This window comes from Streptomyces albicerus (genome assembly GCF_008905045.1).
GTDB classification, from domain to species: Bacteria; Actinomycetota; Actinomycetes; order Streptomycetales; family Streptomycetaceae; genus Streptomyces; species Streptomyces albicerus.
In genome coordinates this window covers 39,275-64,684 of record NZ_VWMY01000040.1, presented here as the reverse complement: position 1 = coordinate 64,684, position 25,410 = coordinate 39,275, and the positions used below count along the sequence as shown (strand labels likewise).

Here is a 25,410-nt window from a genome sequence, read left to right as displayed (position 1 = left end):
CGCCCCGCCGGGTGACGCGGGTGACGCCGGGTCCTGTCGGGTCACGCCGGGTCCCGGCGGGGCGAAGTTGTCCGTGCTGTCACGAAGTAGGTGGCGGGGCCAACTCTCAAGTGAACGTGGGGACCGCTCGCTTCTCACCCGTGCTGGAGCGGTCCGAGTCAAGGGTGGAGCGCAGCGGAATCGCCGCAGGCGACGGCCGTAGGCCGCCCTTTACTCGGGGCGTGGAAGCACGACACTGGCCAAGAAGCGGGCGGTCCCCACGTTCAGTTGGGGGCTTGCGGCGCCAGCTACTTCGTGACAGTGGCGATGAACTTCGTCCAGGCCGTGGCGCCGATCAGCAGCATGGGCCCGTCAACGACCTTGCTGTCCCGGACGGGTACGACGCTGGGGACTCCGTCGGCAACTTCGAGGCAGTCGCCGCCGTTGTCGTCGCTGTAGGTGCTCTTGCGCCACTGAGCAGTGCTCAGGTCGTACTCGCGCATCGTCTGTAGTCCTCAGCCGCCGACTCGATCAGGGCCAGGGACGCCTCCGGCGGCAGCGCGGCGGCCCTGAGCAGATCGTATGCCCCCTGTACTCGCTTCACTAGGGCCGGATCGTCCAGCAGGTTCCCCGAATACACGGCCTCTGTATAGGCGGTTGGCGGTGCGTCCTCAAACTCGAAGAGCCTGGCCATCCGGCCCATCAGCGGGTACGCCCCAACCAAGGTAGGCAGGACCTGCACCAGCACCTTCCGCTGATGCACAAGCTCCGCGATGTGCTCCAACTGCTCAGCCATCTCGGCCCGACTGCCGACCGGAATGCGTAGCACGTGCTCGTGCAGGATCACCCAATACACGGGCCGTGTAGCGTCCGCCAGGATCTGCGCCCGCTCGACGCGAGCAGCCACCTTCTCCTCGATGTGGGCATCAGTGGCGAACGGATTGCCGGCCAGCGTCACTGCTCGCGTGTACGTGGCGGTCTGCAGCAACCCCGGTACGAGCGTCGGTGCGAACTCACAGATCTTCGTGGCCATCCGCTCCAGCTCGACCACTTCCGCGAAGTAATCCGCGTACCGCCTGTCATCGATGAGCTTTCGCCACGTCCGCTCGAAAAAGCCATCGGTTTGTAGCGTCTCGTCGATCCTCCCCGCAACATCCAACTGCGGTTTCCGAATGGCCTGTTCGAATTGCCCAATGTAGCCGCCCGACACAAAAACGCGAGAACCCAACTCCGCCTGAGTGAATCCCGCCTCCTCGCGCCGCCTCTTCAGCTCCGTCCCGAAGAACTCCCAAGCAGCCTGACGCGAACCGTTGGCCACAGTCAACCCCCCTTGTACTGCACCGACGTTGCTGAGCGTAGAGGTCTTCCAAAGTCTAAGCGGCAGGCGTCACCGTGACGATACAAAGCGTGAAACCCAAAAGGAAAGGGGAACACCGTGAAGGCTGACCGGCTCGGCCACGGCGCACGGCACTCGGCGGCATGCGTCGAACAAGCGGAGGAAACGGTGAAGGAATTGCGCGCGGCACTGGCAACCGCAGGAATTACGTTGCCGACACTCGGGATCGACCCGGCAACTTTGGCGCGAGAGGCTCCTTGCCCGCTCGTGGAATTGGGGCGGTGTTCCGTCGAGACGGCGGCCCGACTCACGGCGGTGATCGGATGAAGCCCAAGACCGGGACGTACGTCGTCGACACGAGAACCGGCCGGGTGGGAGTGGTGATGGGGCACGAGGGACCGTACGTACAGCTCAGACCGTTCGGCGGCGGGCGGGAATGGGACTGCGAGCCGGGTGCGGTCCGCCCGGCGACCATGGCGGAACGACTCAGCGCGGCGACGGCGTACGCCAACGCACGCAGCCGAGGGGAGGTCCCTTGAAGGGGCCCTTCGCAAGGGACGCAGGGGACGCAGGGGAGAGGTGCCCCTGAGCCCCTGAGGAACGGCCTGACATAGGGTGCGGCGCCATGGCGATATGGAAACGTCGCAGGCAGAAGGCTGCGCGCAAGTACCCCGTTCCGCTCTCCACGCACCAGCTGTGGATGGTGTCGCTGAGCGCACCGGTGAACCGTGACCGGGACGCCTCGCGGGCGACCCTGTACCCGTTCACCCGCATCGACGACGACAAGGCCCGGCGGTGGCTGGCCGACCAGTGGGAGATCACCTCGCGTGAGGAACTGGTCGGCCGCCTCGACGGTCTCGCGCGGACCGGTTACCGCGCCCGCGCCCGGCTGCGGCTCGGCGTCGAACCGCTCGCCTGGGACGCCGGTCTGTACGTGGACATCTCCCGCAGGGGCTTCGCGTGCGGGATGCTCAGCGAGGCCGACGCCTGGACCGCGCTGAAGAACATCGTGCCGGCGGTGGTGCGCTCGTACGCCTCCTGGAACGAGTACGCCGAGCACTACCTGCTGGGCCGGATGGTCTGGCGCGACAACCTCCAGGGAACACCGGACGCGGGCTTCCCTGCCCCGCAGGCCGTGTCCGACGCCCATCTGAAGTCGCTCCTCGACCCGGCGAACAGGGCGAGCCCCTGGAACATGGTCCCGTGGGACGCGATCAGCCACCCCGACCACACACGCTGACTCCGTACGCGAGAATGGGCCCATGAGTCTGTTCCGCGACGACGGCATCGTGCTGCGCACCCAGAAGCTGGGTGAAGCGGACCGGATCATCACCCTGCTCACTCGCGGTCACGGGCGCGTACGCGCGGTGGCGCGGGGCGTGCGGCGGACCAAGTCGAAGTTCGGGGCGCGGCTCGAACCCTTCTCGCATGTCGACGTGCAGTTCTTCGCGCGGGGCAGCGAACTGGTCGGGCGCGGGCTGCCGCTGTGCACGCAGAGCGAGACCATCGCTCCGTACGGTGGCGGGATCGTCGCCGACTACGCGCGGTACACCGCCGGGACGGCCATGCTCGAGACCGCCGAGCGGTTCACCGATCACGAGGGTGAGCCCGCCGTGCAGCAGTATCTGCTGCTGGTCGGCGGGCTGCGCACACTCGCCCAGGGCGAGCACGAGCCGCACCTCATCCTCGACGCCTTCCTGCTGCGCTCCCTCGCCGTGAACGGCTACGCGCCGAGCTTCAGCGACTGCGCGAAGTGCGGAATGCCCGGACCGAATCGGTTCTTCTCGGTCGCCGCGGGAGGTTCCGTCTGCGTCGACTGCCGGGTGCCCGGCAGCGTCGTACCCTCGGCGCAGGCCCTCGAACTGCTCGGCGCGCTGCTGACGGGAGACTGGGCGACCGCGGACGCGTGCGAGTCGCGGTATGTCAGGGAGGGCAGCGGCCTGGTGTCGGCCTACCTGCACTGGCACCTGGAGCGCGGGCTGCGCTCGTTGCGTTACGTGGAGAAGTAAGCCGCACAGAGGTCAGTAGCAGAGACCAGTAGACGAGATCAGTAGACGAGATCAGTAGCAGAGATCAATAGCAAAGATCAGTAAGCCGCAAAGGGATCCGAGCGATCCGAGCGATCCGAGCGATCCGAGCGATCCGAGAGATCAGAGGGAGACGAGAAGCACATGGTGGTACGCGGGATCCTGGGGCGCCAGCGCCGCGAGTACAAGACGCCGGAGCCGCACCCGTCCGGCGCCCGCGCGCCCAAGCTCCCCGGCGAGCTGATCCCGAACCACGTCGCGTGCGTGATGGACGGGAACGGACGGTGGGCCAAGGAGCGCGGCCTGCCGCGCACCGAGGGGCACCGGGTCGGCGAGGGCGTCGTCCTGGACGTCCTCAACGGCTGCCTGGAGCTGGGAGTCAAGAACCTCTCGCTGTACGCCTTCTCGACGGAGAACTGGAAGCGGTCGCCCGAAGAGGTCCGCTTCCTCATGAACTTCAACAAGGACGTCATCCGGCGCCGCCGGGACGAGATGGACGAGCTGGGCATCCGGATCCGCTGGGTCGGTCGGATGCCCAAGCTGTGGAAGTCCGTCGTCCAGGAGCTCCAGGTCGCCCAGGAGCAGACGAAGAAGAACGACGCGATGACCTTGTACTTCTGCGTCAACTACGGAGGACGGGCCGAGCTCGCCGACGCCGCCAAGGCGCTCGCCGCCGACGTCGCCGCCGGGAAGCTCGACCCGGAGAAGGTCACAGAGAAGACCATCCAGAAGTACCTGTACTACCCGGACATGCCGGACGTGGACCTGTTCCTGCGCCCGAGCGGCGAGCAGCGCACCTCCAACTACCTGATCTGGCAGTCGAGTTACGCCGAGATGGTCTTCCAGGACGTGCTGTGGCCCGACTTCGACCGCCGCGACCTGTGGCGCGCCTGCGTCGAGTACGCCTCCCGCGACCGCCGCTTCGGCGGCGCCGTCCCGAACGAGGACCTACTGGCCATGGAGGAAGGCATGAAGGGCAACCAGCCGTAGCGGACGGGGGGTTCGGGGGGCCGCACACGCGCCCCCCGAACCCCGCGCTCACCCCTCATCCCTGGTGCACCTCCAGCGCCGCCCGCACCCCCGACTCCAGCGCCCCCTCGATCCACGACGGCTTCACCGACGTGTGGTCACCGGCGAACCGCAACGGGCCCTCCGAGGAACGGATCGCCGCCAGGAGTTCCGTGTGCTGGCCCGGCAGCAGCACGGACGCCTCCCCGTACGCGTACGGATCGCGCAGCCAGCTCTGCGTGCGGCCCGCGCCGGTGTAGAAGACCTCGACACGCTGCCCGTAGACCTGCTGGAGGCCTCGCAGCGCGTGCGGGTAACGGGCGTCCTCGTCCAGGGAGTCCCAGCGCGAGGCGTCGTCGGCCCAGCTGTAGGAGGCGAGGACGACACCGCCCTTGCTGCCGTCGACCGGGTGGGACGGGTTGATCATGAACCGGTTGGAGTTGTCGGAGACCGAACCCCCGCCGATGATGTGCGCCGCCTCCGGCTGGTCACGGGTCGCCCAGCGGTTGGCCGCGTAGTGGACGCGCTGCCCCGGCGTGATGTGGCCGGCCGGCACGGACGGGTGGACGCCCAGCAGGCTCCCGTCGTCGGGCGCCTTGCCGGCCCGGTACTCCTCGTACAGGCCGGGGCGTACCGCGTTCAGCTCCCGCTTCCAGTCCGCCTCGGTGAACTCCCACCAGCGGCGGCTGAACTCGAGCAGCACCTTGGTAGCACTGTCGTAGTGCAGCTCGGCGACGGCCCGGCGCTTGCCGTACGACATCAGCGGGCTGACCTGGACCTGCCGCAGCCCCGAGAACGGCACCGTGACGATCGCGAGGTCGCCGGTGAACTGCTCGCGCACCACCTTGCCGTCGCGCCCCTCGGACACCGTGTCGATCCACACGTGCGGGCCGCCCGCGCGGACGTGCGCGGTGTCGTCGGAGCCGGGCCGCTCCGGGTCCCAGTACTCGATACGGGTCGCCCGCCGGTCGAGACGCAGCACGTCGCGCACCTTGTCCAGCAGCGCGTCCGGGAGGACCGCGGTGCCGCCCACCAGCTCCCAGAACTCGGTGTCCGGGCTGATCAGCGACTGGCTGATGAAGCTGTGCACGAAGGACAGCGGCAGCCGTGAGGTCAGGTTCTCCAGGGTGCCGACGAGGTCCAGGGTGCGCTCGTCGAAGCCGGCCTCCTCGGTCAGGAACCGGTACATCGACCAGTCGCCGTACTTCTGGATCACCCGTGCCCAGCCCCGGATCCGCTCGGGCATCGGCTTGTCGGTCCGCTTGCCGTCAGAGCCGGCCGTGCTGAACTCGTCGCGTACGGGATCCAGGGCCCGGCGCAGGATCGTCGAGGAGGGCGTGTCCCAGTGCTTGCGGGGCACGCCGAACGAGCGGTTGATCCGGCGGGGATTCCTCGCGTAGTCGGAGCGGCGTACCCGGACGCCGTTCACGTGCAGCCAGGCGTTGTTGACCGGCTTGCCCTCACCGTCCACGTCCACCAGGTGGAAGCGGCGCTTCTTGACGTCGAGACCGTCGATCAGGCTCATCACCAGGGGATGGCTGCCGGGGATCCGCATGGCCCCGGCTTCCGCGTACTGGAGGGCGTCGGCGAACGGCTGCGCCGCCCCCTCATGACCGCCCGTACGGAACGTCTTGATGCGGCCGCCGACCCGGTTGCCGTTGGCCTCCAGCAGCGTGACCTTGTGCCCGGCCCGCTTCAGCAACCAGGCCGCGACCAGACCGGCCGGACCCGCGCCGACCACCAGAACCTTCTTGGCCGCCTTGCCGCGCACGGCCGGCAGACCGGAGCCGAGGATCTTCTTGTACCCGGGCACAAGCGGCCGGCCATCCTCATCGACGACCAGCAGCGCACGCGCGACCGCGAGACACATCTTCCAGTCGGCGGTGGATCTGGGCGCGCTCACCGGCCCGGCAGGCGCGAGTGCGGTGGCGTCGGCCGCGCTCAGACCGAGCGCCGCGGCCGCCGTGGTCGTACCCGCCACGGCCGTGAACTGCCGCCGGGACAACGGGGAGTGATGCCGATGATGGTCGTGCGTCGAAGGCGTACGGAGATCATCCATACGTCTTGGATAAGCCGCACCGACACCCACCCGATAGACAGATCAACACCGACCACCTGATCGTGTAAGCGCAAGGGGGTCGCGGCCACGGCGACGCCGAGCGCCTGAGCGGCTCCGGCGCTCCGACACGCAACCACCGGTTACGCGCCGGAGGTTTGGCGCGGGAGGGGCTGAGCGCCCTGTGTCTTTCAGGGGCGCAGGCAGCTTTTGAGGGGCGCGGGGCTGTGACATTTGCGGCTCCGCCGCGGGGCGCGACAAGCCCCCACCGACCCGCAGACGAACACGAACCGCAAGCCCCTACCCCTACCCCTTGGCGCGCGCAGCGCACTCCGCACAGGTGCCGAAGATCTCCACCGTATGCGCCACGTTCACATACCCGTGCTCGGACGCGATCGCCTCGGCCCACTTCTCCACCGCAGGCCCCTCCACCTCGACAGCCTTGCCACAGACACGGCACACAAGATGGTGATGGTGCTCGCCACTCGCGCAGCGCCGGTACACGGACTCACCGTCCGACGTCCGCAGGACGTCGACCTCACCCGCGTCCGCGAGCGACTGCAGCGTGCGGTACACCGTGGTCAGCCCGACGGAGTCACCCTTGTGCTTGAGCATGTCGTGCAGCTCCTGCGCGCTGCGGAACTCGTCGACCTCGTCGAGCGCCGCCGCCACGGCGGCGCGCTGCCGGGTGGAGCGGCCCCGAACGGGCGGTCCAGCGGTCGTCACCGTTGCCTCCAAACGTCTGCGGCTTGCCGGGCCATTGTGCCAGCCCGATATGGGCGCGGTCAGACGCCGGCCTTTCCCACGGGGGCGTGCGTGGCCGGAATCGCGCACTCCGCCGGGTCGCCGGCCTCCCGCGCCGCGGCCTGTGTGGCGGCCCGCGCCCTACGGCGGGCCAGCGGTGCCGCCAGTGCCGTGAGCAGGATGAACGCGCCGATGGCCAGCAGAACGATCGTCGCACCGGGCGGCACGTCCTGGTAGTACGAGGTCACCGTCCCGCCGAGGGTCACGCTCACCCCGATCGCCACCGCGATGGCGAAGGTCGCGGCGAAACTGCGGCTGAGCTGCTGCGCGGCGGCCACCGGGACCACCATCAAGGCGCTCACCAGCAGCAGCCCCACGACCCGCATGGCGACCGTGACCGTGACCGCGGCCGTGACGGCCGTCAGCAGGTTCAGGGCGCGTACCGGCAGCCCGGTCACCCGCGCGAACTCCTCGTCCTGACTCACCGCGAACAGCTGTCGGCGCAGGCCCAGAGTGACCACGAGCACGAAGGCGGCGAGCAGACAGATCGCCGTCACGTCACTCTCCGACACCGTCGAGAGCGAGCCGAAGAGATACGAGCTCAGGTTCGCGTTGGAGCCGCCCGGTGCGAGGTTGATCAGCATCACACCGCCCGCCATGCCCCCGTAGAAGAGCATCGCCAGCGCGATGTCGCCGCGCGTCTTCCCGTACCAGCGGATCAGCTCCATCAGCACCGCGCCGAGCACGGACACCGCCGTCGCCATCCACACCGGGGACCAGGACAGCAGGAAGCCCAGGCCGACGCCGGTCATCGCCACGTGGCCGATTCCGTCGCCCATCAGGGCCTGGCGGCGCTGCACGAGGTAGATGCCGACGGCGGGCGCCGTGATACCGACGAGGACGGCGGCGAGCAGGGCCCGCTGCATGAACGCGTAGTCGAGGATTTCCAGGTTCATGGCGATCAGCTCAGCAGTCCCGTTCGGATCGGTTCGGCGTCGTGAGCCGCGTGCGGGTGTACGTGGTCGTGGCCGGGAAGCGCGTGCTGGCCGACCGCCTGCGGGGGCGGGCCGTCGTGCAGCACGCAGCCGTCACGCAGGACGACCGCGCGGTCGATCAGCGGCTCCAGCGGGCCCAGTTCGTGCAGGACGAGCAGGACGGAGGTCCCCTGGGAAACCTGCTCGCGCAGGGTCGCCGCCAGCACCTCCTGGCTGGCCAGGTCGACGCCCGCCATCGGCTCGTCCATGATCAGCAGCTCGGGACGGGAGGCCAGGGCGCGCGCTATCAGGACGCGCTGGTGCTGGCCGCCGGAGAGCGCGTTCACCGAGTCCTTCGCGCGGTCTGCCATGCCGACCAGCTCGATCGCCTCGTGGACAGCTTGACGGTCGGCCCTGCGCAGGATCCCGAAGCGGGCGCGGGACAGCCGCCCGGAGGACACCACCTCGGTCACCGTCGCGGGCACCCCGCCCGCCGCGGTCGTGCGCTGCGGTACGTACCCCACACGCGCCCAGTCGCGGAACCGGCGCCGCGGGGTGCCGAAGAGCTCGATCTCGCCACCCGTGACCGGGACTTGACCGATGATCGTGCGCACCGCCGTCGACTTGCCGGAGCCGTTGGCGCCGAGCAGCGCGACGACCTCACCGCCGTGGACGGTGAGGTCGATGCCGCGCAGGACGGGGCGCGAGCCGAGCTCAGCGGTCACTTCGCGCAGGGATATGACCGGCTCCCCGAGCTGGTCAGCCTTCATGGCTCGCGCCTTCCTCGTCACTCACTGCCGCCGCTTGACTTCCGATGCCTCACTTCGCGCCGAGGGCCTTCTCCAGCGCCGCCAGGTTCGACTGCATGACGGCGATGTAGTCGTCGCCCTTGGACTTGTCGGTGATGCCCTCAAGAGGGTCGAGTACATCAGTCTTGAGACCGGCGTCCTTCGCCAGGGTCTTCGCGGTCTTGTCGGAGACCAGTGTCTCGTAGAAGACGGTCGTGACGCCGTCGGCCTTGGCCTCCTCCTGGAGCTCCTTGACCCGGGCCGGGCTGGGCTCGCTCTCGGGGTCGAGACCGGAGATGGCCTCCTGGGTCAGGCCGTAGCGCTCGGCGAGATAGCTGAAGGCCGAGTGGTTGGTGAAGAAGACCTTCGACTCGGTGTTCTTCAGCCCGTCCTTGAACTCCGTGTCGAGGTCGCCGAGCTTCTTCGTCAGCGCTTCGGTGTTCTTCTTGTAGTCCGCCGCGTTGTCCGGGTCGGCCTTCTCGAAGGCCTTGCCCACGCCCTCGGCGAGCTCGGCGTACTTCACGGGGTCCAGCCAGACGTGCGGGTCGAGGCCGCCCTCTTCCTCGGCGTGCTCTTCCTCTTCGGCGGGCTCCTCTTCGCCCTCGTGGGCGTGGCCGGTGCTGCCGTGGTCCTCGAGGCTGGTCAGCGTGGCCGCGTCGATCTTGGTCTTGATCTCGGACTGCCCCACGGCGTCGTCGACGGCCGGCTGCAGGTCCTTGAGGTAGAGGACCGCGTCCGCCTCCTGGAGCTGGGCCGTCTGCTTGGCGCTGATCTCCAGGTCGTGCGGCTCCTGGCCGGGCTCGGTGAGGTTGGAGACGCTGACGTGGTCCCCGCCGATCTGTTCGGCGAGATACTGCATGGGGTAGAACGACGCCACGACGTCGAGCTTCCCGCTGCTCTTGCTGTCGGCTGCGTCCGACTCGGACGAGCAGGCGGAGAGGACTCCGATACCGAGGGCGGTGGCCGCCGCGACTGCGGTTCCGGATATGAGGCGTCGCTGTACGTTCATGACACTCATTTTCAACAAGTCTGGAAACGATTGTCAACAAGCTGTCTTGTGATTTCGACTTCATCCCGGTATGGGACAGGTGGGGGAGCGGTGCACGGCCGGGACCCCGAACCGATTTGATCCGGGGGGCGGGACCGCCGGTAATCTGAAGCATTCGCTCTGAAGCAATCGCTGTGAAGCAACCGCTTCGTCGCCCGTCGTCGTAATGAAGAGAGCACCGTGGCCGCCGACAAGATCGACACCATCGTCAGCCTGAGCAAGCGCCGTGGCTTCGTCTACCCGTGCAGTGAGATCTACGGCGGACAGCGTGCCGCCTGGGACTACGGGCCGCTGGGTGTCGAGCTCAAGGAGAACATCAAGCGCCAGTGGTGGCGCTACATGGTGACGTCGCGCGAGGACGTCGTCGGTATCGACTCGTCCGTGATCCTGGCGACGGAGGTCTGGGTGGCCTCCGGCCACGTCGCCACCTTCACCGACCCGCTCACCGAGTGCACCTCCTGTCACAAGCGGTTCCGCGCCGACCACCTTGAAGAGGCGTACGAGGCCAAGCACGGCAAGGCGCCCGAGAACGGCCTCGCGGACGTCAACTGCCCGCACTGCGGCAACAAGGGCCAGTTCACCGAGCCCAAGCAGTTCTCCGGCCTGCTCGCCACGCACCTCGGCCCCACCCAGGACAGCGGATCCGTCGCCTACCTGCGCCCCGAGACCGCGCAGGGCATCTTCACCAACTTCGCCCAGGTCCAGCAGACCTCCCGCCGCAAGCCGCCGTTCGGCATCGGCCAGATGGGCAAGTCCTTCCGCAACGAGATCACGCCCGGCAACTTCATCTTCCGCACCCGCGAGTTCGAGCAGATGGAGATGGAGTTCTTCGTCAAGCCGGGCGAGGACGAGAAGTGGCAGGAGTACTGGATGCAGGAGCGCTGGAACTGGTACACCGGCCTGGGCCTGCGCGAGGAGAACATGCGCTGGTACGAGCACCCGGCCGAGAAGCTCTCCCACTACTCCAAGCGCACCGCCGACATCGAGTACCGCTTCCAGTTCGGCGGCAACGAATGGGGTGAGCTGGAGGGCGTCGCCAACCGCACCGACTACGACCTCAACGCCCACTCCAAGGCCTCCGGCCAGGACCTCTCCTACTTCGACCAGGAGGCCGGCGAGCGCTGGACGCCGTACGTCATCGAGCCGGCGGCCGGTGTCGGCCGCGCGATGCTCGCGTTCCTCCTGGACGCGTACGTCGAGGACGAGGCGCCCAACGCCAAGGGCAAGATGGAGAAGCGGACCGTGCTGCGGCTCGACCCGCGGCTGTCGCCGGTCAAGGTCGCGGTTCTGCCCCTGTCGAGGAACCCCGAGCTGTCCCCGAAGGCCAAGGGTCTCGCCTCGGCTCTCCGTCAGCACTGGAACATCGACTTCGACGACGCGGGTGCCATCGGCCGCCGCTACCGGCGCCAGGACGAGATCGGTACGCCGTTCTGCGTGACCGTGGACTTCGACACGCTCGACGACAACGCGGTGACCGTGCGTGAGCGGGACTCGATGAAGCAGGAGCGGGTTTCGCTGGACCAGATCGAGGGGTACCTGGCCAGCCGGCTGATCGGCTGCTGATCGCTCCGCGGGTCGGGCGGCTGCCTGGCTGATGTTGTTTGTCCGGCTGCGGATTCGTTGTGGCTGGTCGCGCAGTTCCCCGCGCCCCTAGGGGCTGCGCCCCTGACGGGGCGCGGCCCCCGCCCCTGACGGGGCAGCCCCTTTCAAATGCCCCGGTTCTGTCACGTCCGTAACGGATGTAATGAACCGGGGTTTTCGCAATCCGGGGGACAAAGCGCTCCGAAGGTCAGGTCGAGCGGCCCGCAGGGGGTGGGTCGCCGAACCTCTCACGGGGGCAACATGCGCAAGCAAGCAGTCATTGGCGTACTCACGATGGCCGTCGCGATCGGGGTCGTCGGGGTTGTTGGGGCCGGGGCGCTGGACGGGGAGTCGTCGAAGCAGGGGTCGGGGATCGAGGCCAAGGGGGCCGGGGGCGGTCTGCCGGACGCGCTCGCGCCGAGCGGGCTGCGGGCTCTCGGGCTGACGGCGGACCAGCGGCTGGTGACGTTCCCGGTCGACCGTCCCGGTGTCGTGGTGCCGCTCGGAAAGGTCGGCGGGCTCAAGGGCGACAAGACGCTCGTCGGGATCGACTACCGCGTCCAGAACAAGAAGCTGTACGCGGTCGGCGACCAGGGCGGCATCTACACGATCCGCGAGGTGGGCGCCCGCGCCACCAAGGTCTCGCAGCTGAGCGTCGCCCTGCAGGGCAGGGCCTTCGGTGTCGACTTCAACCCGGCCGCCAACCGGCTGCGGGTCATCAGCGACACCGGCCAGAACCTCCGCCACAACCTCGACGACCCGGCGGGCGCCCCGGCCCCCGGCACCACGGCCGTCGACGGCACCCTCACCAACCCGCCGGTGCCGCCGAACCCGGGTGCCACCGCGCTCGGCGTGCCCGGTGCCGCGTACACGAACAACGACCTCGACGCGACCACGGCCACCACCCTCTTCGACCTCGACACCACGCTGGACCAGGTCTCGGTCCAGTCGCCCGCCAACGCCGGCAACCTCGCACCGACGGGGAAGCTCGGCGCGGACGTGCCGCTGAACTCCGGATTCGACATCTACAGCTCGGCGCGCAAGGGGACGAACACGGGGTACGCGGTGACCGGCGGCAAGGCGTTCCGGGTCAACCTGCTGACGGGGAAGGCGAGTTCGCTGGGGTCGTTCCCGCAGGGGCGGCAGGTGGTGGACCTGGCGATCCCGCTGAACCAGGGCTGAGCTCGATTTCTGGAGGTCTGCGCTCAGCACCTCCGACAGTCGGCCCACGGCCCGGCCCCGTACCCGTACCCAGTTGGGTACGGGTACGGGGCTGCGCCCATGACCTACACGTGCCCGCACCAGTCGCGGACAGGGTCGAGCCCGCCGTACTTGTCGCCCTTCAGGTACACGGCGCTGATGAAGGCCCAGCCGTTGCCACCCTTCTTCCCAGTGGCAACCCAGATGTCGTTCACCACACCGTTGTCCCGGATCGTCTCCCCGAACTGATAACAGACGCCGAGAAGGGTGTGTCCGGCAGGATGGGTACCGATCTTCGCGCTCTTTGTCGTGGGCGCTTCCCGTACATTGACCGCCTCGTACGTGGTCACGAACTCCGCCGCCTGCGCCGACGACGAGGCAACGCCGACCACGCCCAGGGCCGTGGCAGCGGCGACAAGTCCGCGCAGGGCGTGCTTCCCGTATCGCATCCCGGCTTCCTTCCCCCTAGTGGCTACGCCCCTCGATGCGTAGGAGCGTTCAGAACCGCAACGTATCGAGGTCCATGGGGGAGGGCGTACTCGGAACTCCCAGGTTGACGCTGTGGCCCGCGGTCGCTCCCGCGTCCGTGTCGTCCTCCCGCTGCGCGGTGTCGTCGGGAGCGGATGACAAATGACAGATAACAGATGACAGATATTGAAATCTGTCATCTGTTATGTCATGGTGGTCGCATGACGATGCAAACCCGACACCTCGGATCCACCGGCCCTCAGGTCTCCGCCCTCGGTCTCGGCTGCATGGGTATGTCCGCGCTGTACGGCGACGCCGACCGGGCCGAGTCCGTCGCGACGATCCATGCCGCTCTCGAAGCGGGCGTGACGCTGCTCGACACCGGTGACTTCTATGCCATGGGGCACAACGAGATGCTGATCGGTGAGGCGCTGCGGAGCGCCCCGGCCGCGCGGCGCGAACAGGCGCTCACCAGCGTGAAGTTCGGTGCCCTGCGCGATCCGGACGGCGGCTGGTCCGGTTACGACGGACGGCCGGCCGCGGTGAAGAACTTCGCGGCGTACTCGCTGCAGCGGCTCGGTGTCGACCACATCGACGTGTACCGGATCGCGCGGGTCGACCCGGACGTCCCCATCGAGGAGACCGTCGGCGCGATCGCCGAGCTCGTCGAGAAGGGGTACGTACGGCACATCGGCCTGAGCGAGGCCGGTGCGGAGACCGTGCGCCGGGCGGCGGCCACCGCCCCGATCTCGGACCTGCAGATCGAGTACTCCCTCATCTCGCGCGGTATCGAGGACGAGATCCTGCCGACCACCCGTGAACTGGGCATCGGCATCACCGCGTACGGCGTGCTGTCGCGCGGGCTGATCTCCGGGCACTTCACCCGGGACCGGCAGCTGGCCGCGAACGACTTCCGGGCGATCAGCCCCCGCTTCCAGGGCGAGAACCTCCGGCACAACCTCGGCCTCGTCGAGGCGTTGCGCAAGATCGCCGAGCAGAAGGGCGTCTCCGTCGCGCAGATCGCGATCGCCTGGGTGCTGGCCCGGGGCGAGGACATCGTGCCGCTCGTCGGCGCGCGGAGCCGCGACCGTCTTGCGGAGGCGCTCGGAGCGCTCGACGTCACCCTCGACGCCGCCGACCTCGCCGCGATCGAGGACGCGGTCCCGCCGGGCGCCGCGGCGGGCGACCGCTACCCGTCCGCCCAGATGGCACACCTCGACAGCGAGCGCTGACAGTACCGCCAGGTACGGTCATCCCCATGGCGACCACCGAGACCCTGACCGCCGAGCGCATCCTCGAGGCGACCGAGGAGGTGCTGCGTCGCCACGGCCCCGCTAAGGCGACCGTGGTGGACGTGGCCCGCGCGCTCGGCGTCAGCCACGGCAGCGTGTACCGGCACTTCCGTACGAAGGTGGCGCTGCGGGAGGCGGTCACCAAGCGTTGGCTGGACCGTACGACGCGGACACTCAAGGAGATCGCCCAGGCGTCGGACGAGACGCCTCCCCAAGCTCTGGCGCACTGGCTGGGGGCGCTGTTCACCGCCAAGCGCCACAAAGCGGGCGACGACCCGCAGCTGTTCGCCACGTACGAGGTTCTGCTCGGTGAGAGCAGCGCGGTGGTCGAGGAGCACATCGCCGATCTGGTCGACCAGCTCGTGTTCATCGTCAAGAAGGGCATGCGCGAGGGTGACTTCACCGCCGTGGAGCCCAGCACCGCCGCGTCGACCGCCCGCGCGGTCTTCGACGCCACGAACCGCTTCCACGACCCGTCTTACGCCCGCGAGTGGGAACAGCCGGGCATCGAGGCCGAGTTCAACGCGGTCGTGGACCTTGTGCTGCGGGGGCTGCGGGCCTGAAACCGCCTAGCCGGCGGAGCCCTCCGTCGGGTCCACCGTGGCCTGATGGGCCTCCGCGAGGTGTTCCTCGGCCTTCAGCCACGGCAGGAACTGGGCACCCTTGCGCCAGCCGCACGTATCGCATCTGATCGTCCGCTGCACGCCCGCGCGTTGGACGCGGACGATGTGCTCGCGGCCGTGCTGGTCCCAGCGGCTCACCTTGCTGGTGTTGATCTGCAGCATGACGCCTCCTGGTTGTCGCGCTCCGCTTGCGCGCTAAGGAGTGTGCAGCAAGAACAACATCAACAGGGGCTCCTTCGTGGTGAGTTATGTGTGAATTCCGCGCACTGAGGGGTGCGGCCCGGAGCGCCGAGGTGTATGAGAGACGCTCGGGGGGTCGCTTCGGGGGTGGCCCAGGGGCCGGGGGGTCCGCATGGCCGCGATTTTCGACACGATCCTGCTGACGGCCACCGGCGCCACCGCGATCACGACGGTTGTCCGGACTCTGGGGAGTCTCGCGTGGGAACGTGTGAGGAACCAGCTGCGCGGTGTCAACAAGCGTCGGCTGCTCACGTTCCGGTACGTGTTGGCGGTGGTCGGCGTGTCCGCCGCGGTCTATGTGGCCTTCCGCAGCTTCCTCATGGGCGGGATCATCCTGGTGGCGACCGCGGGTGTGCGCCTGCTGTCGCCGCGCGGCAACGGCTGGGGGTGGGATGATCTCGACCCCCACATCGGCAGCGAGACCTTCTTCCACAGCCTCGCTCTGCTGGGCGTCGCCCTGGGGATGAACGGTGTGGCACTGGGAACCCTCGAAAAGCTCTCGGACGCGCAGAAGGTGACGATCAGCCTCACGCTGGTCCTCGGTGCCCTCGTCGCGGTCAACAAGTCGACGGCCAGGACCCGCAAGTTGTGCACCGAGGTGATCAAACGGACCGATGCCCTCAGCCGAGCGTTCACCGTCCTGCACGCCGTGTACCAGGTGAACAAGATTGACCCGAGGCTCCTCGAACTGCGCGAGCACTGCCGAGAGAAGGCCGACGACCTTTGCCGTCTGCTGGACACCCGGCTGAACACGGGCTACCGGTTCCTGGGTACGCAGATCCTGCCGAAGGCCGCCCGCGTGACCCTGGAGGACGAGCTACGGACGGCGATCGAAGAGGCGGACGAGTACGCGCCGTCGTGGCACGGCGTACGGGAGAAGTTCGAGTGGCTCGAAAAGGGTTGTGCCGAGCGGATCGACGAGTTGGCCTAACACCGGCTCAGGCGATGATCCGCGGTAGCCGCAGGCTCAGCCCCGTCGTCAGTACGACCCCGGCGAGCTGTACGAGCAGTGTTGTCACCAGGGCGTCTCGCATTCCCAGGGCCGGGGTGAGGGTGAGGAAGAGGGTGCCCAGGGTGGCGACGCCGAGGGCGAGGGCGGACTGCTGGGCGGTGATCATGACGCCGCTGCCGACGCCGGCGCGGGACGCGGGGACCTCGGAGAGGATGACGCGGAAGAGGATGGGGAGTTGGAGGGCCTGGCCGGCGCCGGCGATGATCACGCCGGGCCAGAGTTCGAGGCCGCCGAGGTGGGGCCAGGAGCCCCACACGGTGAGGGCGAGGACGGTCACGCCGACCGCCTGGACCAGGCCGCCCACGGTGACGACGCGCGTGCCCCAGCGCACGACCAGCCGGGGGCCCAGGAGCGAGACCACGAAGAAGGACACCGCCATCGGGGCCAGGGTGAGGCCCGCGCGGACCGGGCTCAGGTCCACTCCCTGCTGCAGTGCCACCGCGACGACGAACATGAATCCGCTGAAGCCGATGGAGAAGGGGAGAATCATCACCAGGCCCCGGCGGAGGGGGAGGTTCGAGAACAGGCTCGGGGGGACCAGGGGCGTCCTGCCCTGGCGTTCCGCCCGGCGTTCGACGAGGTAGAAGGCCGTCGCCGCGATCGGGAACACCGCCAGGGACAGCCACGTCCACAGCGGCCAGCCTGCCGCCCGGCCCTCCGTCAGCGGGGCCAGCAGAGCCACCAGGGCCACCGCCAGCAGCGCCGTGCCGGGACCGTCCACCGGCTCCGGGTGCTGCGAGCGGGTCTCGGGGACCACTCGGGCGGCCAGGACCAGGCCCAGCAGCACGACCGGTACGTTCACCAGGAACACCGCACGCCAGCCGGTGCCCGCGATGTCCGCCGCGACGAGGACGCCGCCGAGGATCTGCCCGGCCACCATGGAGAGCCCGGCCGTGGCGCCGTACAGGCCCATCGCCCTGGCGCGGCGCGGGCCTTCGGTCGCCGACTGGATGGTGGCGAGGACCTGCGGGAGCATCGCCGCCGACGCCGCGCCCTGGGCGACGCGTGCCGCGACAAGGGTCCAGGCGGTCGGCGCGAGGCCGCACGCCAGCGAGGTGAGCCCGAAGGCGATCATCCCGCCGAGGAAGAGCCGGCGTCGGCCGAACATGTCGCCCAGCCGTCCGCCGAGGACGAGGAGCACGGCGTACGCGACTCCGTATCCGGCCACGACGAGTTCCAGGACGGCGTCGCCCGCGGCCAGGTCGTGGCCGATCGTGGGCAGGGCGACGTTCACGATGAAGAAGTCGATGAGGGGCAGGGCCGCGCCGAGCAGCACGGTGAACAGTCCGAGTTCGCCGAGTACGGGTGGGCCGGCGGCGGAACGGGCGGCACGGGAAGCGAGGGTTTCGGTCACGGTGTCGAGCGTGCTCCGACTCTCAAGCTGGTACCAGAGTCTTCTTATCCTGGTAGAAGGAGTACCTGGAAACAGGGTCCGCGCGACAGCAGGCTGGAAGCATGACGACCATGGCGGAGGAGACGGATACGGAGACGGAGACGGGGAGGGATACGGATACGGAGACGGCGGTACGGGAGAGCGAGGCCCCCGGCCCGTTTTCGCGTGAGCCCGCCGACCCTCGCTCGCGTGAGTCCGACATCCGGCGGCACGAGCTCGCGGCCTTTCTGCGGCACCGGCGCGAGCACATCACCCCCGAGCAGGTGGGCCTGCCCCGTGGCCGCCGTCGGCGTACGCCGGGCCTGCGCCGGGAGGAGGTCGCGCAGCTCTCCGCGGTCGGCGTCACCTGGTACACGTGGCTCGAACAGGCCCGGGACATCCAGGTCTCCGTGCAGGTCCTCGACGCACTCGCCCGCACCCTGATGCTCGACCCGAACGAGCGTGCCCACCTCTTCCAGCTCGCCGGTGCCGTCGACCCGACCCCGGCCTCGCGCTGCGCGACGATCACTCCGGCGCTGCTGCAGACGCTGGAGCAGCTGGAGCCCCTGCCGGCCTGCATCCAGAACAGCCGGTACGACATCCTCGCGTACAACCGCACGTACGGCCGTCTGCTCTGCGACCTCGACGAGGTCCCGGCCGAGGACCGCAACTGCATGGTCCTGATCACCACGAACGAGCAGTGGCGTTCCTCGATCGTGCTGCTCGACGAGACGGTGCGGCTGATCGCCGCCAAGTTCCGTGCCTCGATGGCCGGGCATCTCGCCGATCCCGCCTGGAAGATGCTGCTCAAGCGGCTGCGCGCGGAGTCCGAGGAGTTCTGTGAGGTCTGGGAGCGGCACGAGGTGGTCGGCTCGCGCAGCAAGACCAAGTTCTTCGACAACAGGTATGTAGGGCGGCTCACCCTGGTCCACACCGACCTGTGGCTGGGCCCGGTGGACGGGCCGCGCATGGTCACGTACGCGCCCGCGGACGACGAGTCGCGGGAGCGGTTGGAAAAGCTCCACGCGATCGCTGTGGAGCGAGGGTGACGGTCGCTCCGCGGGTCGGGCCGTTCGGTACCTGCGGGCCGGTGGGGGCTGGTCGCGCCCACGCGGCGGAGCCGCATGTCGATACAGCCCCGCGCCCCTTAAAAGCAGGGGCTGCGCCCAACCGCCTAGCTCAGCCCCCACCCACCCGCACGTTCAGACGACCCCCGCCGCCTCCTTGATCTCCGCCGCCTCCAGTCGCTCCGCCGCGCGTTCGGCGGTCCGGCGGGCCCAGCGGCCGCTCGACAGGGCGCCCAGGACCAGGACGGCCAGACCGCAGGCGGCGATGATCCACCACGCGGGCCGCGCCGCGGCGACGAAGGAGTCGCGGTAGGACGACGCGCCGACGCCGGAGGCGAGCACCGCGCCGATCACGGCGACGCCCAGTGTCTGGCCGATCTGGCGGCTGGTGGAGGCGACGGCGGCGGCCACGCCGGCCTGGGCGCGTGGCATGCCGGAGACGGCCGTGTTGGTGATGGGGGCGTTCACGAAACCGAAGCCGAGGCCGAAGAGGACGTAACCGATCACGAGCGTCGCGTTGGTCGTCTCGGCCTCGAAGGCGGCGAAGAGTACGCCGCTCGCGGTCATCGCGGTCCCGGCGACGAGCAGGGAGACGCGGGGGCCGCGGCTGCCGACCAGCCGGCCCGACAGGGGTGCGCAGACGAACGTCATGGCCGCCATGGGGAGCATCCACAGGCCCGCGTGGAGGGCGTCGAGGCCGCGTACGTTCTGGAGGTAGAGCGTCGAGAGGAAGAGGAAGCCGCCGAGCGCCGCGAACGCGCTGATCGCCACGACCGTGGCCCCGCTGAAGGGCACCGAGCGGAAGAAGCGCAGGTCGATGAGGGGTTCGTCGCGGCGGGGCTCGTACCGGAGAAGGGCGACGAGCGCGGCGAGCGCGATACCGCCGAAGACGAGGGTCTTGCCGGCGCCGGAGCTGGGCGCCTCGATGATCGCGTACGTGAGGGAGCCGAGCAGTGCGATCACCAGGAGCTGGCCGACCGGGTCGGGGCGGCGTGCCTTCGGGGCGCGGGACTCGGGCACGTACCGGAAGGTGAGCAGGAGCGCGGCCAGGCCCACCGGCAGGTTGATCCAGAAGATCGAGCGCCAGCCGACCGAGTCCACGAGGAGGCCGCCGACCAGCGGGCCCGCGGCCATGGATATGCCGACCACGCCGCCCCAGACGCCGATCGCGCGGGCGCGCTCGCGCGGGTCCGTGAAGGTGTTGGTGATGATCGACATCGCGACCGGGTTGAGCATCGAGCCGCCGACCGCCTGGACCATGCGGAAGACGACGAGCGATTCGAGGTTGGGCGCGAGCGAGCACAGGACCGAGCCGACCGTGAAGACGACCAGGCCCGCCATGAAGACCCTTCTGCGGCCGATGCGGTCGGCGGTCGAGCCCGCCAGCATCAGCAGGGCGGCGAGCACCAGCGTGTACGCGTCGATCGTCCATTGCAGGCCCGCCAGGCTCGCGTGCAGATCCTTCTGCATGGAGGGCAGGGCGACATTGAGGACGGTGTTGTCGAGGCTCACGATCAGCAGGCTCATACAGCAGATCGCGAGCACCAGCATGCGGCGGCGGGGGCTGAGCTCGGGCATGCGAACCAGGGTACGCCTACTTCGGTAGTGTGCCTAACTAATGACTTGCATCGCACTGCCCCGCGTACGCGACAATGGGGGAATGTCCACGCCCACGTCCACGGTGAACTCCGCGATGACCTCCACGGTGAACTCCGCGATGACCTCTACGGTGAACTCCGCGGTGAAGTCCGCCCTGCAGATCGGTCCCCACGCGGTCCGGCCGCCCGTCGTGCTCGCGCCCATGGCCGGGATCACGAACGCGCCGTTCCGCACCCTGTGCAGGGAGTTCAGCGGCGGCAAGGGCCTGTTCGTCAGCGAGATGATCACCACTCGGGCGCTGGTCGAGCGCAACGAGAAGACGATGCAGCTGATCCACTTCGACGCGTCGGAGACCCCGCGCTCGATCCAGCTGTACGGCGTCGACCCCGCCACCGTCGGCAAAGCCGTCCGCATGATCGCGGAGGAGGACCTCGCCGACCACATCGACCTGAACTTCGGCTGCCCGGTCCCGAAGGTGACCCGCAAGGGCGGCGGCTCGGCGCTCCCGTACAAGCGGAACCTGCTGCGCGCGATCCTCCGCGAGGCGGTGTCCGGGGCGGGCGACCTGCCGGTCACCATGAAGATGCGCAAGGGCATCGACGACGACCACATCACGTACCTGGACGCCGGGCGGATCGCCGTCGAGGAGGGCGTGACGGCGATCGCGCTGCACGGGCGGACGGCCGCGCAGCACTACGGCGGCACGGCCGACTGGGACGCCATCGCCCGGCTCAAGGAGCACGTGCCGGAGATTCCGGTCCTCGGCAACGGGGACATCTGGTCGGCGGACGACGCGCTGCGGATGGTGCGCAGCACTGGGTGTGACGGTGTGGTGGTGGGCCGGGGTTGCCTCGGGCGGCCGTGGTTGTTCGCGGACCTGGTGGCGGCGTTCGAGGGCCCTGCCGGTGCCCCGGCCGGAGGCCCTGATGGATACGGCGCCCGTCCGACTCTTCGTGAGGTGGCGGCCGTGATGGTCCGGCACGCGACCCTGCTCGGGGAGTGGATCGGGGACGAGGCGCGCGGCGTCATCGACTTCCGTAAGCACGTGGCCTGGTACTTGAAGGGTTTCGCCGTCGGCTCCGAGATGCGGAAGCGTCTCGCGATCACCTCATCACTGGCGGAACTCTCCGAGGGGCTTGAGGAGTTGGACCTGGACCAGACCTGGCCGGTCGGCGCCGACGGGCCTCGCGGCCGTACGTCCGGCAACAACAGGGTTGTCCTGCCGGACGGTTGGCTGAAGGACCCGTACGAGTGTGCCGGGCTCGGCGAGGATGCGGAGCTGGACACGTCCGGGGGTTGAGCGTTTGAGGTGGTGTGCTGGGTGCGGGTTCGTTCGGGCTGAGCGCGCAGTTCCCCGCGCCCCTGGGCGGTGGGGCGCAGCCCCTGCTTTTAAGGGGCGCGGGGAACTGCGCGACCAGCCCAACACAACCCGCACCCGCTCACCGAACCTCAGGCACCCCCACCGCCGTGAGGAACTCACGCACCCCCTACCGCCGTGAGCAACGCCAACGGAGCCGCAGCCGACCGCGATTCCCGTACACACGCATGCGGATACGGGACCGGCTCCCCATGCGTATCCCGCCCATACCCGGCAAGAACCTCCGGCAGGCGGTGGCCCGCCGCCGTCGCCGCGTCCACGAGCCCATGCGCCACCGTACGAGCCTCGTCGTGGAGCCCGTACCGCGCCAGCCCCAACGTGATCAGCGCGTTGTCGTGCGGCCAGACCGAACCGCGGTGATACGAGAGCGGATGGTACGCGGGCTGCCCGGCCGCGACCGTCCGAACACCCCACCCGGAGAAGAAGTCCGGCTCCAGCAACCGCCTCCCCACCAACTCCCCGTACTCCTTGTCCAGCAGCCCGGACCACAGCAGATGCCCGGCATCAGAGGCGAGCGCGTCGACGTGGTTCCCGGCGCCGTCCAGGGCGAGTGCGGGGAAGGCATGGTCGGCCATCCAGAAGTCGCGCTGGAAGCGGTCACGGAGGTCCGCGGCGGCCTGCTCCAGCAGCGCCGCGTAGACCTCGTCGTCCCACACGGTCCGAGCCAGGTGCGCGGTCCGGCGCAACGCGTCGTACGCGTAACCCTGCGCCCCCGCGGCCATCACGGGACCGGTCGGCCGGCTTCCGTCGCCGGAGCAGATGGCGCCGGGTGAGTCCTTCCAGTTCTGGTTGGCGAGGCCGCCCTCGTCGGCGCGGTAGACGAGATACCCGCGCGAGGTCAGCCCGCCGTGGTCCAGCATCCAGCCGATCGCCGCGCGGGCGTTGGGCTCGAGGCGGCGGGCCAGCGCCGCGTCCCCCGTCTGCTCGACGTACGCGCCGAGCAGGACCAGGAACAGCGGCGTCGCGTCGACCGAGCCGTAGTACCGCCCGTACGGCACCTGCCCGAAGTGCGCCAGCTCCCCGTGCCGTACCTCGTGCACGATCTTGCCGGGCTGGGCCACCGTGCCCGTGCCGACCTCGGTCGCCTGGGCCGCGGCGAGCGCGGGCAGGGTGGCGGCGGCGAGCTGGGGGCGGTAGGGGAGCGCGAAGAGGGAGGTGAGGAGCGCGTCGCGGCCCAAGAGTGTTAAGAACCAGGGGACTCCGGCCGCCGGTACGCGAAGTTCCTCTCCGTCGGGGCCCGTTGCGGGTACCTGGAGCACGGCCAGGTCGGACAGGCCCCGCGCGCAGGCCGCGGCCAGCTCGGGCCAGCCGGTCGGGAAGGGCACGCCCTCCGCGAACTCCCCTTCCAGCGCGAGGAGTCGGTCGTTCGCGGCGGCCGGGGAGAGGGGCACCTCCGGGTGCGGCATACCGTGCGGGCGCGCCGCCACCCGGAGGGCCAGCTCGGCCGAACCGTGCGGCTCGAGTTCGAGGCTCCACACGAGGCGACGCGCGCCCGTGCCGGTCTCCTCGACGCCGTCCGGCGCGGGCTCGGAGGTGACGGTCGTACAGGACCGCCACTCACCGCGCTGATAGCTGAACTCCACACCGTCGTCGAGGACTTGGCGCGAGCGCAGGGCGCCGATCTTCGTGTACGTGCGGTGGTCGGAGCGCAGTTCGAACTGGTCCGTGAAGTCGGCGTCCGCCGTGACCGCGATACGGACCGTCGTCGGCACCGGGCGGTTGCTGGTGACGCGCAGCGACTCGACGAACGCGCCGTCGGTGACGGCCTGTTCACGGAAGATCGTGTGGGCGGGCGGCTCCTGCCGGCCGCCGCGCGGTACGAGCACACAGCGTGCCGTGTCGCCGTCCGCGACCGGCGACAGCGCCTCCGGGACGGCGCCGTCGACGGTCAGTTGCCAGCGGCTCAGATGCCGCGCGTCGCGTACGAACAGCCCGTCGGGTGAGGCGGCTCCGCGTACCCCGCTGATGTCCCCGCCGTCGCCCACGGCCGCGAACGTCCCACCGTGCACGAGCAGATGATGCCGGTCCGTCATCGCCGGTCCCCTCCCTTGGCACCCTTGGCACCCTTGCCGAACTCTTCGATTGCGCTGTGCGCCGGGTCGGACGGCTCGTGCAGCAGATCGAGCGTCAGCGCGGCGGTCCAGCTGAAGCCGAGCGCCCCGCAGGCCTCACCGGTGTACGGATCCACGTACTCCGCGAACCCGGACGAGTCCGCCGTGTCCAGCAGCGCGCCCCGCAGCTTCTCCGCGCGCGCGTGCTCCCCGTGCAGCCGGAGCCCGCGCTCCAGCAGCCAGTTGGTGTTGAACCAGGCCGGGCCACGCCAGTACCGGTGCGGGTCGAAGGCGTGCCCGGTCAGGTCGTAACTCGGTACGAGCCGTGTCTCGCCGCCGAGCCCGAAGTGCGGCCCGTACACGGTCCGTACGAGCTCGGCGGCCGTGTCGCGGGGCAGTGTCGGGAGCAGCAGCGGGACCAGGCCGGAGACGCCGCGCTCGGGGATGAGCTCGCCCGTGCGCACGTCCCGGCAGAAGAACATGCCCTCCGCCGGGTCCCACAGCCGGTCGACCAGCGCCGTCGTCAGGCGCTCGGCGCGCGCGTGCCGTGCCGTGCCCGTCGCGCCCAGCTCGCGTGCGATGCGGGCCAGGGCGTGCTCGGAGGCGATCAGCAGGGCGTTGAAGGCCGGGTCCTCGACAGCGAACTCGCCCGCCCGTCTCCCACCACCGCCCTCAACCGAGGCCCTGCGGGCCACCCCCTTGTCTGTGCCGTCCGCGTAGCCGCCGTCGCGGTAGTCCGTCGCCAGCCGCACGTATCGCCCGTAGTCCAGGTCCGTCGGACGGTCCTCGGCGGCGCCGTGGTCGAGGTCCGCGCGGCGGAAGGAGCGGGCCGGGGCGGGCGTCACGCGGGAGAGCGGGGCGTCCCAGCTGGGCGCGTTGTCCATGCCCTGCTCCCACGGGTGGACCACCGAGGCGAGGCCCCCGCCGCCCAGGTCCCGGCGGTGCAGCAGATAGCGGTGCCAGGCCGCCAGGCGCGGGTAGATCCGGGGCAGGAAGGAGCGCGCCCGGGACAGACCCGGATCGGCGACATGCACCAGCCACGCGGCGAGCGCGTGCACCGGTGGCTGCACGATGCCGGACGTCTGTACGGTGCGCGGGGCGCCCGCGGCGTGCCCCGCGGTCGAGGAGCGCCAGAAGTCGGGGCTCGGGAAGTACGCGTCGAGGGGGACGGAGGGATTGAACACGATGTGCGGGATCCGGCCGTCGCCCCACTGCGCGTCGAGCAGCGTCTCCAGCTCCACCTGCGCTCGCAGCGGCGACAGATGGCGCAGCCCGATCGCGATGAACGCGGAGTCCCAGGACCACTGGTGGGGGTACAGGCCGCGCGAGGGCACCGTGGACGTGCCCGTCCAGTTGCCGTGCAGCACCTCGGCCGCTCTGAGATGCAGCGATCCCGCGGGGCGGACCGGATCGTATACGGCCGTCCCTGTCCGCCCGATCTCACTCTGGCCGGAAAATGGCGGTGAGGATGTGGTGCGTACGGGATCCGGGCGCCCGGTGCGGCGGGCGGTGAGCTGGGTTGTGCGGTCCACTCAGGTCTCCCCGAAGACATGCGGCCGACCAGTTC

At 69.6% G+C, this 25,410-nt stretch carries 25 protein-coding genes; 11 read left to right on the top strand and 14 right to left on the bottom strand.

What is annotated here, in order from left to right; all coding sequences use genetic code 11:
* Positions 1–287 precede the first annotated feature (287 nt).
* Together GAS53_RS32845 and GAS53_RS32840 are read right to left on the bottom strand one after the other, a co-directional pair.
* On the bottom strand, positions 288–482 hold the full coding sequence (locus GAS53_RS32845) for a DUF397 domain-containing protein (protein WP_151481367.1): 195 nt from the start codon (positions 480–482) through the stop codon (positions 288–290).
* Positions 464–1,297 (bottom strand): helix-turn-helix domain-containing protein, encoded by an 834-nt coding sequence (locus GAS53_RS32840; protein ID WP_151481366.1) that lies wholly within the window; start codon positions 1,295–1,297, stop codon positions 464–466. The genes GAS53_RS32845 and GAS53_RS32840 overlap by 19 nt, the downstream gene beginning before the upstream one ends.
* A gap of 341 nt (positions 1,298–1,638) precedes the next feature.
* Between GAS53_RS32840 and GAS53_RS32830 the strand changes: the two genes are divergently transcribed.
* From GAS53_RS32830 to GAS53_RS32815, 4 genes are all read left to right on the top strand, one after another.
* Positions 1,639–1,854, top strand: a complete 216-nt coding sequence (locus GAS53_RS32830) for a hypothetical protein (RefSeq protein WP_151481363.1) — start codon at positions 1,639–1,641, stop codon at positions 1,852–1,854.
* Between the two features lie 86 nt (positions 1,855–1,940).
* The gene (locus GAS53_RS32825) at positions 1,941–2,555 is read left to right on the top strand and encodes a DUF1266 domain-containing protein (protein WP_225859234.1); all 615 of its coding nucleotides are present in this window, start codon (positions 1,941–1,943) and stop codon (positions 2,553–2,555) included.
* 22 nt (positions 2,556–2,577) lie between these two features.
* Positions 2,578–3,324: a DNA repair protein RecO gene (recO, locus tag GAS53_RS32820; RefSeq protein WP_151481362.1), complete on the top strand. Its 747-nt coding sequence runs from the start codon at positions 2,578–2,580 to the stop codon at positions 3,322–3,324.
* Between the two features lie 162 nt (positions 3,325–3,486).
* Entirely contained in the window at positions 3,487–4,332 is an 846-nt protein-coding gene (locus tag GAS53_RS32815; protein ID WP_151481360.1) for an isoprenyl transferase, read from the top strand.
* 55 nt (positions 4,333–4,387) lie between these two features.
* Here GAS53_RS32815 and GAS53_RS32810 read toward each other — a convergent pair whose 3' ends face one another.
* The 5 genes from GAS53_RS32810 to GAS53_RS32790 form a co-directional block, all read right to left on the bottom strand.
* Positions 4,388–6,409, bottom strand: coding sequence for a flavin monoamine oxidase family protein (locus GAS53_RS32810; RefSeq protein WP_151481359.1), 2,022 nt, complete (start codon positions 6,407–6,409; stop codon positions 4,388–4,390).
* Positions 6,410–6,712: 303 nt separating this feature from the next.
* Positions 6,713–7,132, bottom strand: a complete 420-nt coding sequence (locus GAS53_RS32805; RefSeq protein ID WP_151481357.1) for a Fur family transcriptional regulator — start codon at positions 7,130–7,132, stop codon at positions 6,713–6,715.
* A gap of 59 nt (positions 7,133–7,191) precedes the next feature.
* The gene (locus tag GAS53_RS32800) at positions 7,192–8,100 is read right to left on the bottom strand and encodes a metal ABC transporter permease (protein ID WP_151481426.1); all 909 of its coding nucleotides are present in this window, start codon (positions 8,098–8,100) and stop codon (positions 7,192–7,194) included.
* 11 nt (positions 8,101–8,111) lie between these two features.
* Positions 8,112–8,894, bottom strand: coding sequence for a metal ABC transporter ATP-binding protein (locus GAS53_RS32795; RefSeq protein ID WP_151481356.1), 783 nt, complete (start codon positions 8,892–8,894; stop codon positions 8,112–8,114).
* Positions 8,895–8,943: 49 nt separating this feature from the next.
* Positions 8,944–9,921, bottom strand: a complete 978-nt coding sequence (locus tag GAS53_RS32790) for a metal ABC transporter substrate-binding protein (protein WP_151481354.1) — start codon at positions 9,919–9,921, stop codon at positions 8,944–8,946.
* Between the two features lie 219 nt (positions 9,922–10,140).
* On the opposite strand from GAS53_RS32790, the gene GAS53_RS32785 reads away from it, so the two are divergent.
* A complete protein-coding gene (locus tag GAS53_RS32785) occupies positions 10,141–11,523 on the top strand; it encodes a glycine--tRNA ligase (protein ID WP_151481353.1) in 1,383 nt (460 codons plus the stop codon).
* Positions 11,524–11,802: 279 nt separating this feature from the next.
* Positions 11,803–12,723 (top strand): DUF4394 domain-containing protein, encoded by a 921-nt coding sequence (locus GAS53_RS32780; RefSeq protein ID WP_151481351.1) that lies wholly within the window; start codon positions 11,803–11,805, stop codon positions 12,721–12,723.
* A gap of 104 nt (positions 12,724–12,827) precedes the next feature.
* Here GAS53_RS32780 and GAS53_RS32775 read toward each other — a convergent pair whose 3' ends face one another.
* Both GAS53_RS32775 and GAS53_RS57725 read right to left on the bottom strand, forming a co-directional pair.
* Entirely contained in the window at positions 12,828–13,190 is a 363-nt protein-coding gene (locus GAS53_RS32775; protein WP_151481350.1) for an SH3 domain-containing protein, read from the bottom strand.
* A 49-nt stretch (positions 13,191–13,239) separates the two neighbouring features.
* Entirely contained in the window at positions 13,240–13,371 is a 132-nt protein-coding gene (locus tag GAS53_RS57725) for a hypothetical protein (protein WP_263974183.1), read from the bottom strand.
* Positions 13,372–13,430: 59 nt separating this feature from the next.
* Here GAS53_RS57725 and GAS53_RS32770 point away from each other — a divergent pair, with 59 nt between their 5' ends.
* Together GAS53_RS32770 and GAS53_RS32765 are read left to right on the top strand one after the other, a co-directional pair.
* Positions 13,431–14,441 carry an aldo/keto reductase gene (locus GAS53_RS32770; RefSeq protein ID WP_151481349.1) on the top strand — a complete coding sequence of 337 codons (1,011 nt, stop codon included), beginning with the start codon at positions 13,431–13,433 and terminating at the stop codon, positions 14,439–14,441.
* Between the two features lie 26 nt (positions 14,442–14,467).
* Positions 14,468–15,064 carry a TetR family transcriptional regulator gene (locus GAS53_RS32765; protein ID WP_151481347.1) on the top strand — a complete coding sequence of 199 codons (597 nt, stop codon included), beginning with the start codon at positions 14,468–14,470 and terminating at the stop codon, positions 15,062–15,064.
* 6 nt (positions 15,065–15,070) lie between these two features.
* On the opposite strand, the gene GAS53_RS32760 is transcribed toward GAS53_RS32765, so the two are convergent.
* Positions 15,071–15,286 carry a hypothetical protein gene (locus tag GAS53_RS32760; protein ID WP_151481346.1) on the bottom strand — a complete coding sequence of 72 codons (216 nt, stop codon included), beginning with the start codon at positions 15,284–15,286 and terminating at the stop codon, positions 15,071–15,073.
* Positions 15,287–15,476: 190 nt separating this feature from the next.
* Between GAS53_RS32760 and GAS53_RS32755 the strand changes: the two genes are divergently transcribed.
* The gene (locus GAS53_RS32755; protein WP_151481345.1) at positions 15,477–16,295 is read left to right on the top strand and encodes a hypothetical protein; all 819 of its coding nucleotides are present in this window, start codon (positions 15,477–15,479) and stop codon (positions 16,293–16,295) included.
* 7 nt (positions 16,296–16,302) lie between these two features.
* On the opposite strand, the gene GAS53_RS32750 is transcribed toward GAS53_RS32755, so the two are convergent.
* Positions 16,303–17,730 (bottom strand): MFS transporter, encoded by a 1,428-nt coding sequence (locus tag GAS53_RS32750; protein ID WP_151481343.1) that lies wholly within the window; start codon positions 17,728–17,730, stop codon positions 16,303–16,305.
* Between the two features lie 101 nt (positions 17,731–17,831).
* Here GAS53_RS32750 and GAS53_RS32745 point away from each other — a divergent pair, with 101 nt between their 5' ends.
* Positions 17,832–18,797: a helix-turn-helix transcriptional regulator gene (locus tag GAS53_RS32745; RefSeq protein ID WP_151481342.1), complete on the top strand. Its 966-nt coding sequence runs from the start codon at positions 17,832–17,834 to the stop codon at positions 18,795–18,797.
* Positions 18,798–18,950: 153 nt separating this feature from the next.
* Here the strand turns inward: GAS53_RS32745 and GAS53_RS32740 are convergent, their stop codons facing one another.
* Positions 18,951–20,393 (bottom strand): MFS transporter, encoded by a 1,443-nt coding sequence (locus GAS53_RS32740; protein WP_151481341.1) that lies wholly within the window; start codon positions 20,391–20,393, stop codon positions 18,951–18,953.
* 115 nt (positions 20,394–20,508) lie between these two features.
* On the opposite strand from GAS53_RS32740, the gene dusB reads away from it, so the two are divergent.
* A complete protein-coding gene (dusB, locus tag GAS53_RS32735) occupies positions 20,509–21,714 on the top strand; it encodes a tRNA dihydrouridine synthase DusB (RefSeq protein WP_404829362.1) in 1,206 nt (401 codons plus the stop codon).
* Positions 21,715–21,890: 176 nt separating this feature from the next.
* Here the strand turns inward: dusB and GAS53_RS32730 are convergent, their stop codons facing one another.
* Both GAS53_RS32730 and GAS53_RS32725 read right to left on the bottom strand, forming a co-directional pair.
* The gene (locus GAS53_RS32730; protein WP_151481340.1) at positions 21,891–23,825 is read right to left on the bottom strand and encodes an amylo-alpha-1,6-glucosidase; all 1,935 of its coding nucleotides are present in this window, start codon (positions 23,823–23,825) and stop codon (positions 21,891–21,893) included.
* Positions 23,822–25,375 (bottom strand): MGH1-like glycoside hydrolase domain-containing protein, encoded by a 1,554-nt coding sequence (locus GAS53_RS32725; protein WP_404829357.1) that lies wholly within the window; start codon positions 25,373–25,375, stop codon positions 23,822–23,824. The genes GAS53_RS32730 and GAS53_RS32725 overlap by 4 nt, the downstream gene beginning before the upstream one ends.
* Positions 25,376–25,410 lie beyond the last annotated feature (35 nt).

Bases quoted from the DNA above. Each gene is read 5' to 3' on its own strand.
- GAS53_RS32760 (WP_151481346.1), bottom strand. From the start codon at position 15,286: ATGCTGCAGATCAACACCAGCAAGGTGAGCCGCTGGGACCAGCACGGC.
- dusB (WP_404829362.1), top strand. From the start codon at position 20,509: ATGACCTCCACGGTGAACTCCGCGATGACCTCTACGGTGAACTCCGCG.
- GAS53_RS32815 (WP_151481360.1), top strand. From the start codon at position 3,487: ATGGTGGTACGCGGGATCCTGGGGCGCCAGCGCCGCGAGTACAAGACG.
- GAS53_RS32810 (WP_151481359.1), bottom strand. From the start codon at position 6,409: ATGGATGATCTCCGTACGCCTTCGACGCACGACCATCATCGGCATCAC.
- GAS53_RS32825 (WP_225859234.1), top strand. From the start codon at position 1,941: ATGGCGATATGGAAACGTCGCAGGCAGAAGGCTGCGCGCAAGTACCCC.
- GAS53_RS32755 (WP_151481345.1), top strand. From the start codon at position 15,477: ATGGCCGCGATTTTCGACACGATCCTGCTGACGGCCACCGGCGCCACC.
- GAS53_RS32740 (WP_151481341.1), bottom strand. From the start codon at position 20,393: ATGCCCGAGCTCAGCCCCCGCCGCCGCATGCTGGTGCTCGCGATCTGC.
- GAS53_RS32765 (WP_151481347.1), top strand. From the start codon at position 14,468: ATGGCGACCACCGAGACCCTGACCGCCGAGCGCATCCTCGAGGCGACC.
- recO (WP_151481362.1), top strand. From the start codon at position 2,578: ATGAGTCTGTTCCGCGACGACGGCATCGTGCTGCGCACCCAGAAGCTG.
- GAS53_RS32770 (WP_151481349.1), top strand. From the start codon at position 13,431: ATGACGATGCAAACCCGACACCTCGGATCCACCGGCCCTCAGGTCTCC.
- GAS53_RS32795 (WP_151481356.1), bottom strand. From the start codon at position 8,894: ATGAAGGCTGACCAGCTCGGGGAGCCGGTCATATCCCTGCGCGAAGTG.
- GAS53_RS32780 (WP_151481351.1), top strand. From the start codon at position 11,803: ATGCGCAAGCAAGCAGTCATTGGCGTACTCACGATGGCCGTCGCGATC.
- GAS53_RS32830 (WP_151481363.1), top strand. From the start codon at position 1,639: ATGAAGCCCAAGACCGGGACGTACGTCGTCGACACGAGAACCGGCCGG.
- GAS53_RS32730 (WP_151481340.1), bottom strand. From the start codon at position 23,825: ATGACGGACCGGCATCATCTGCTCGTGCACGGTGGGACGTTCGCGGCC.
- GAS53_RS32745 (WP_151481342.1), top strand. From the start codon at position 17,832: ATGACGACCATGGCGGAGGAGACGGATACGGAGACGGAGACGGGGAGG.
- GAS53_RS32775 (WP_151481350.1), bottom strand. From the start codon at position 13,190: ATGCGATACGGGAAGCACGCCCTGCGCGGACTTGTCGCCGCTGCCACG.
- GAS53_RS32845 (WP_151481367.1), bottom strand. From the start codon at position 482: ATGCGCGAGTACGACCTGAGCACTGCTCAGTGGCGCAAGAGCACCTAC.
- GAS53_RS32790 (WP_151481354.1), bottom strand. From the start codon at position 9,921: ATGAACGTACAGCGACGCCTCATATCCGGAACCGCAGTCGCGGCGGCC.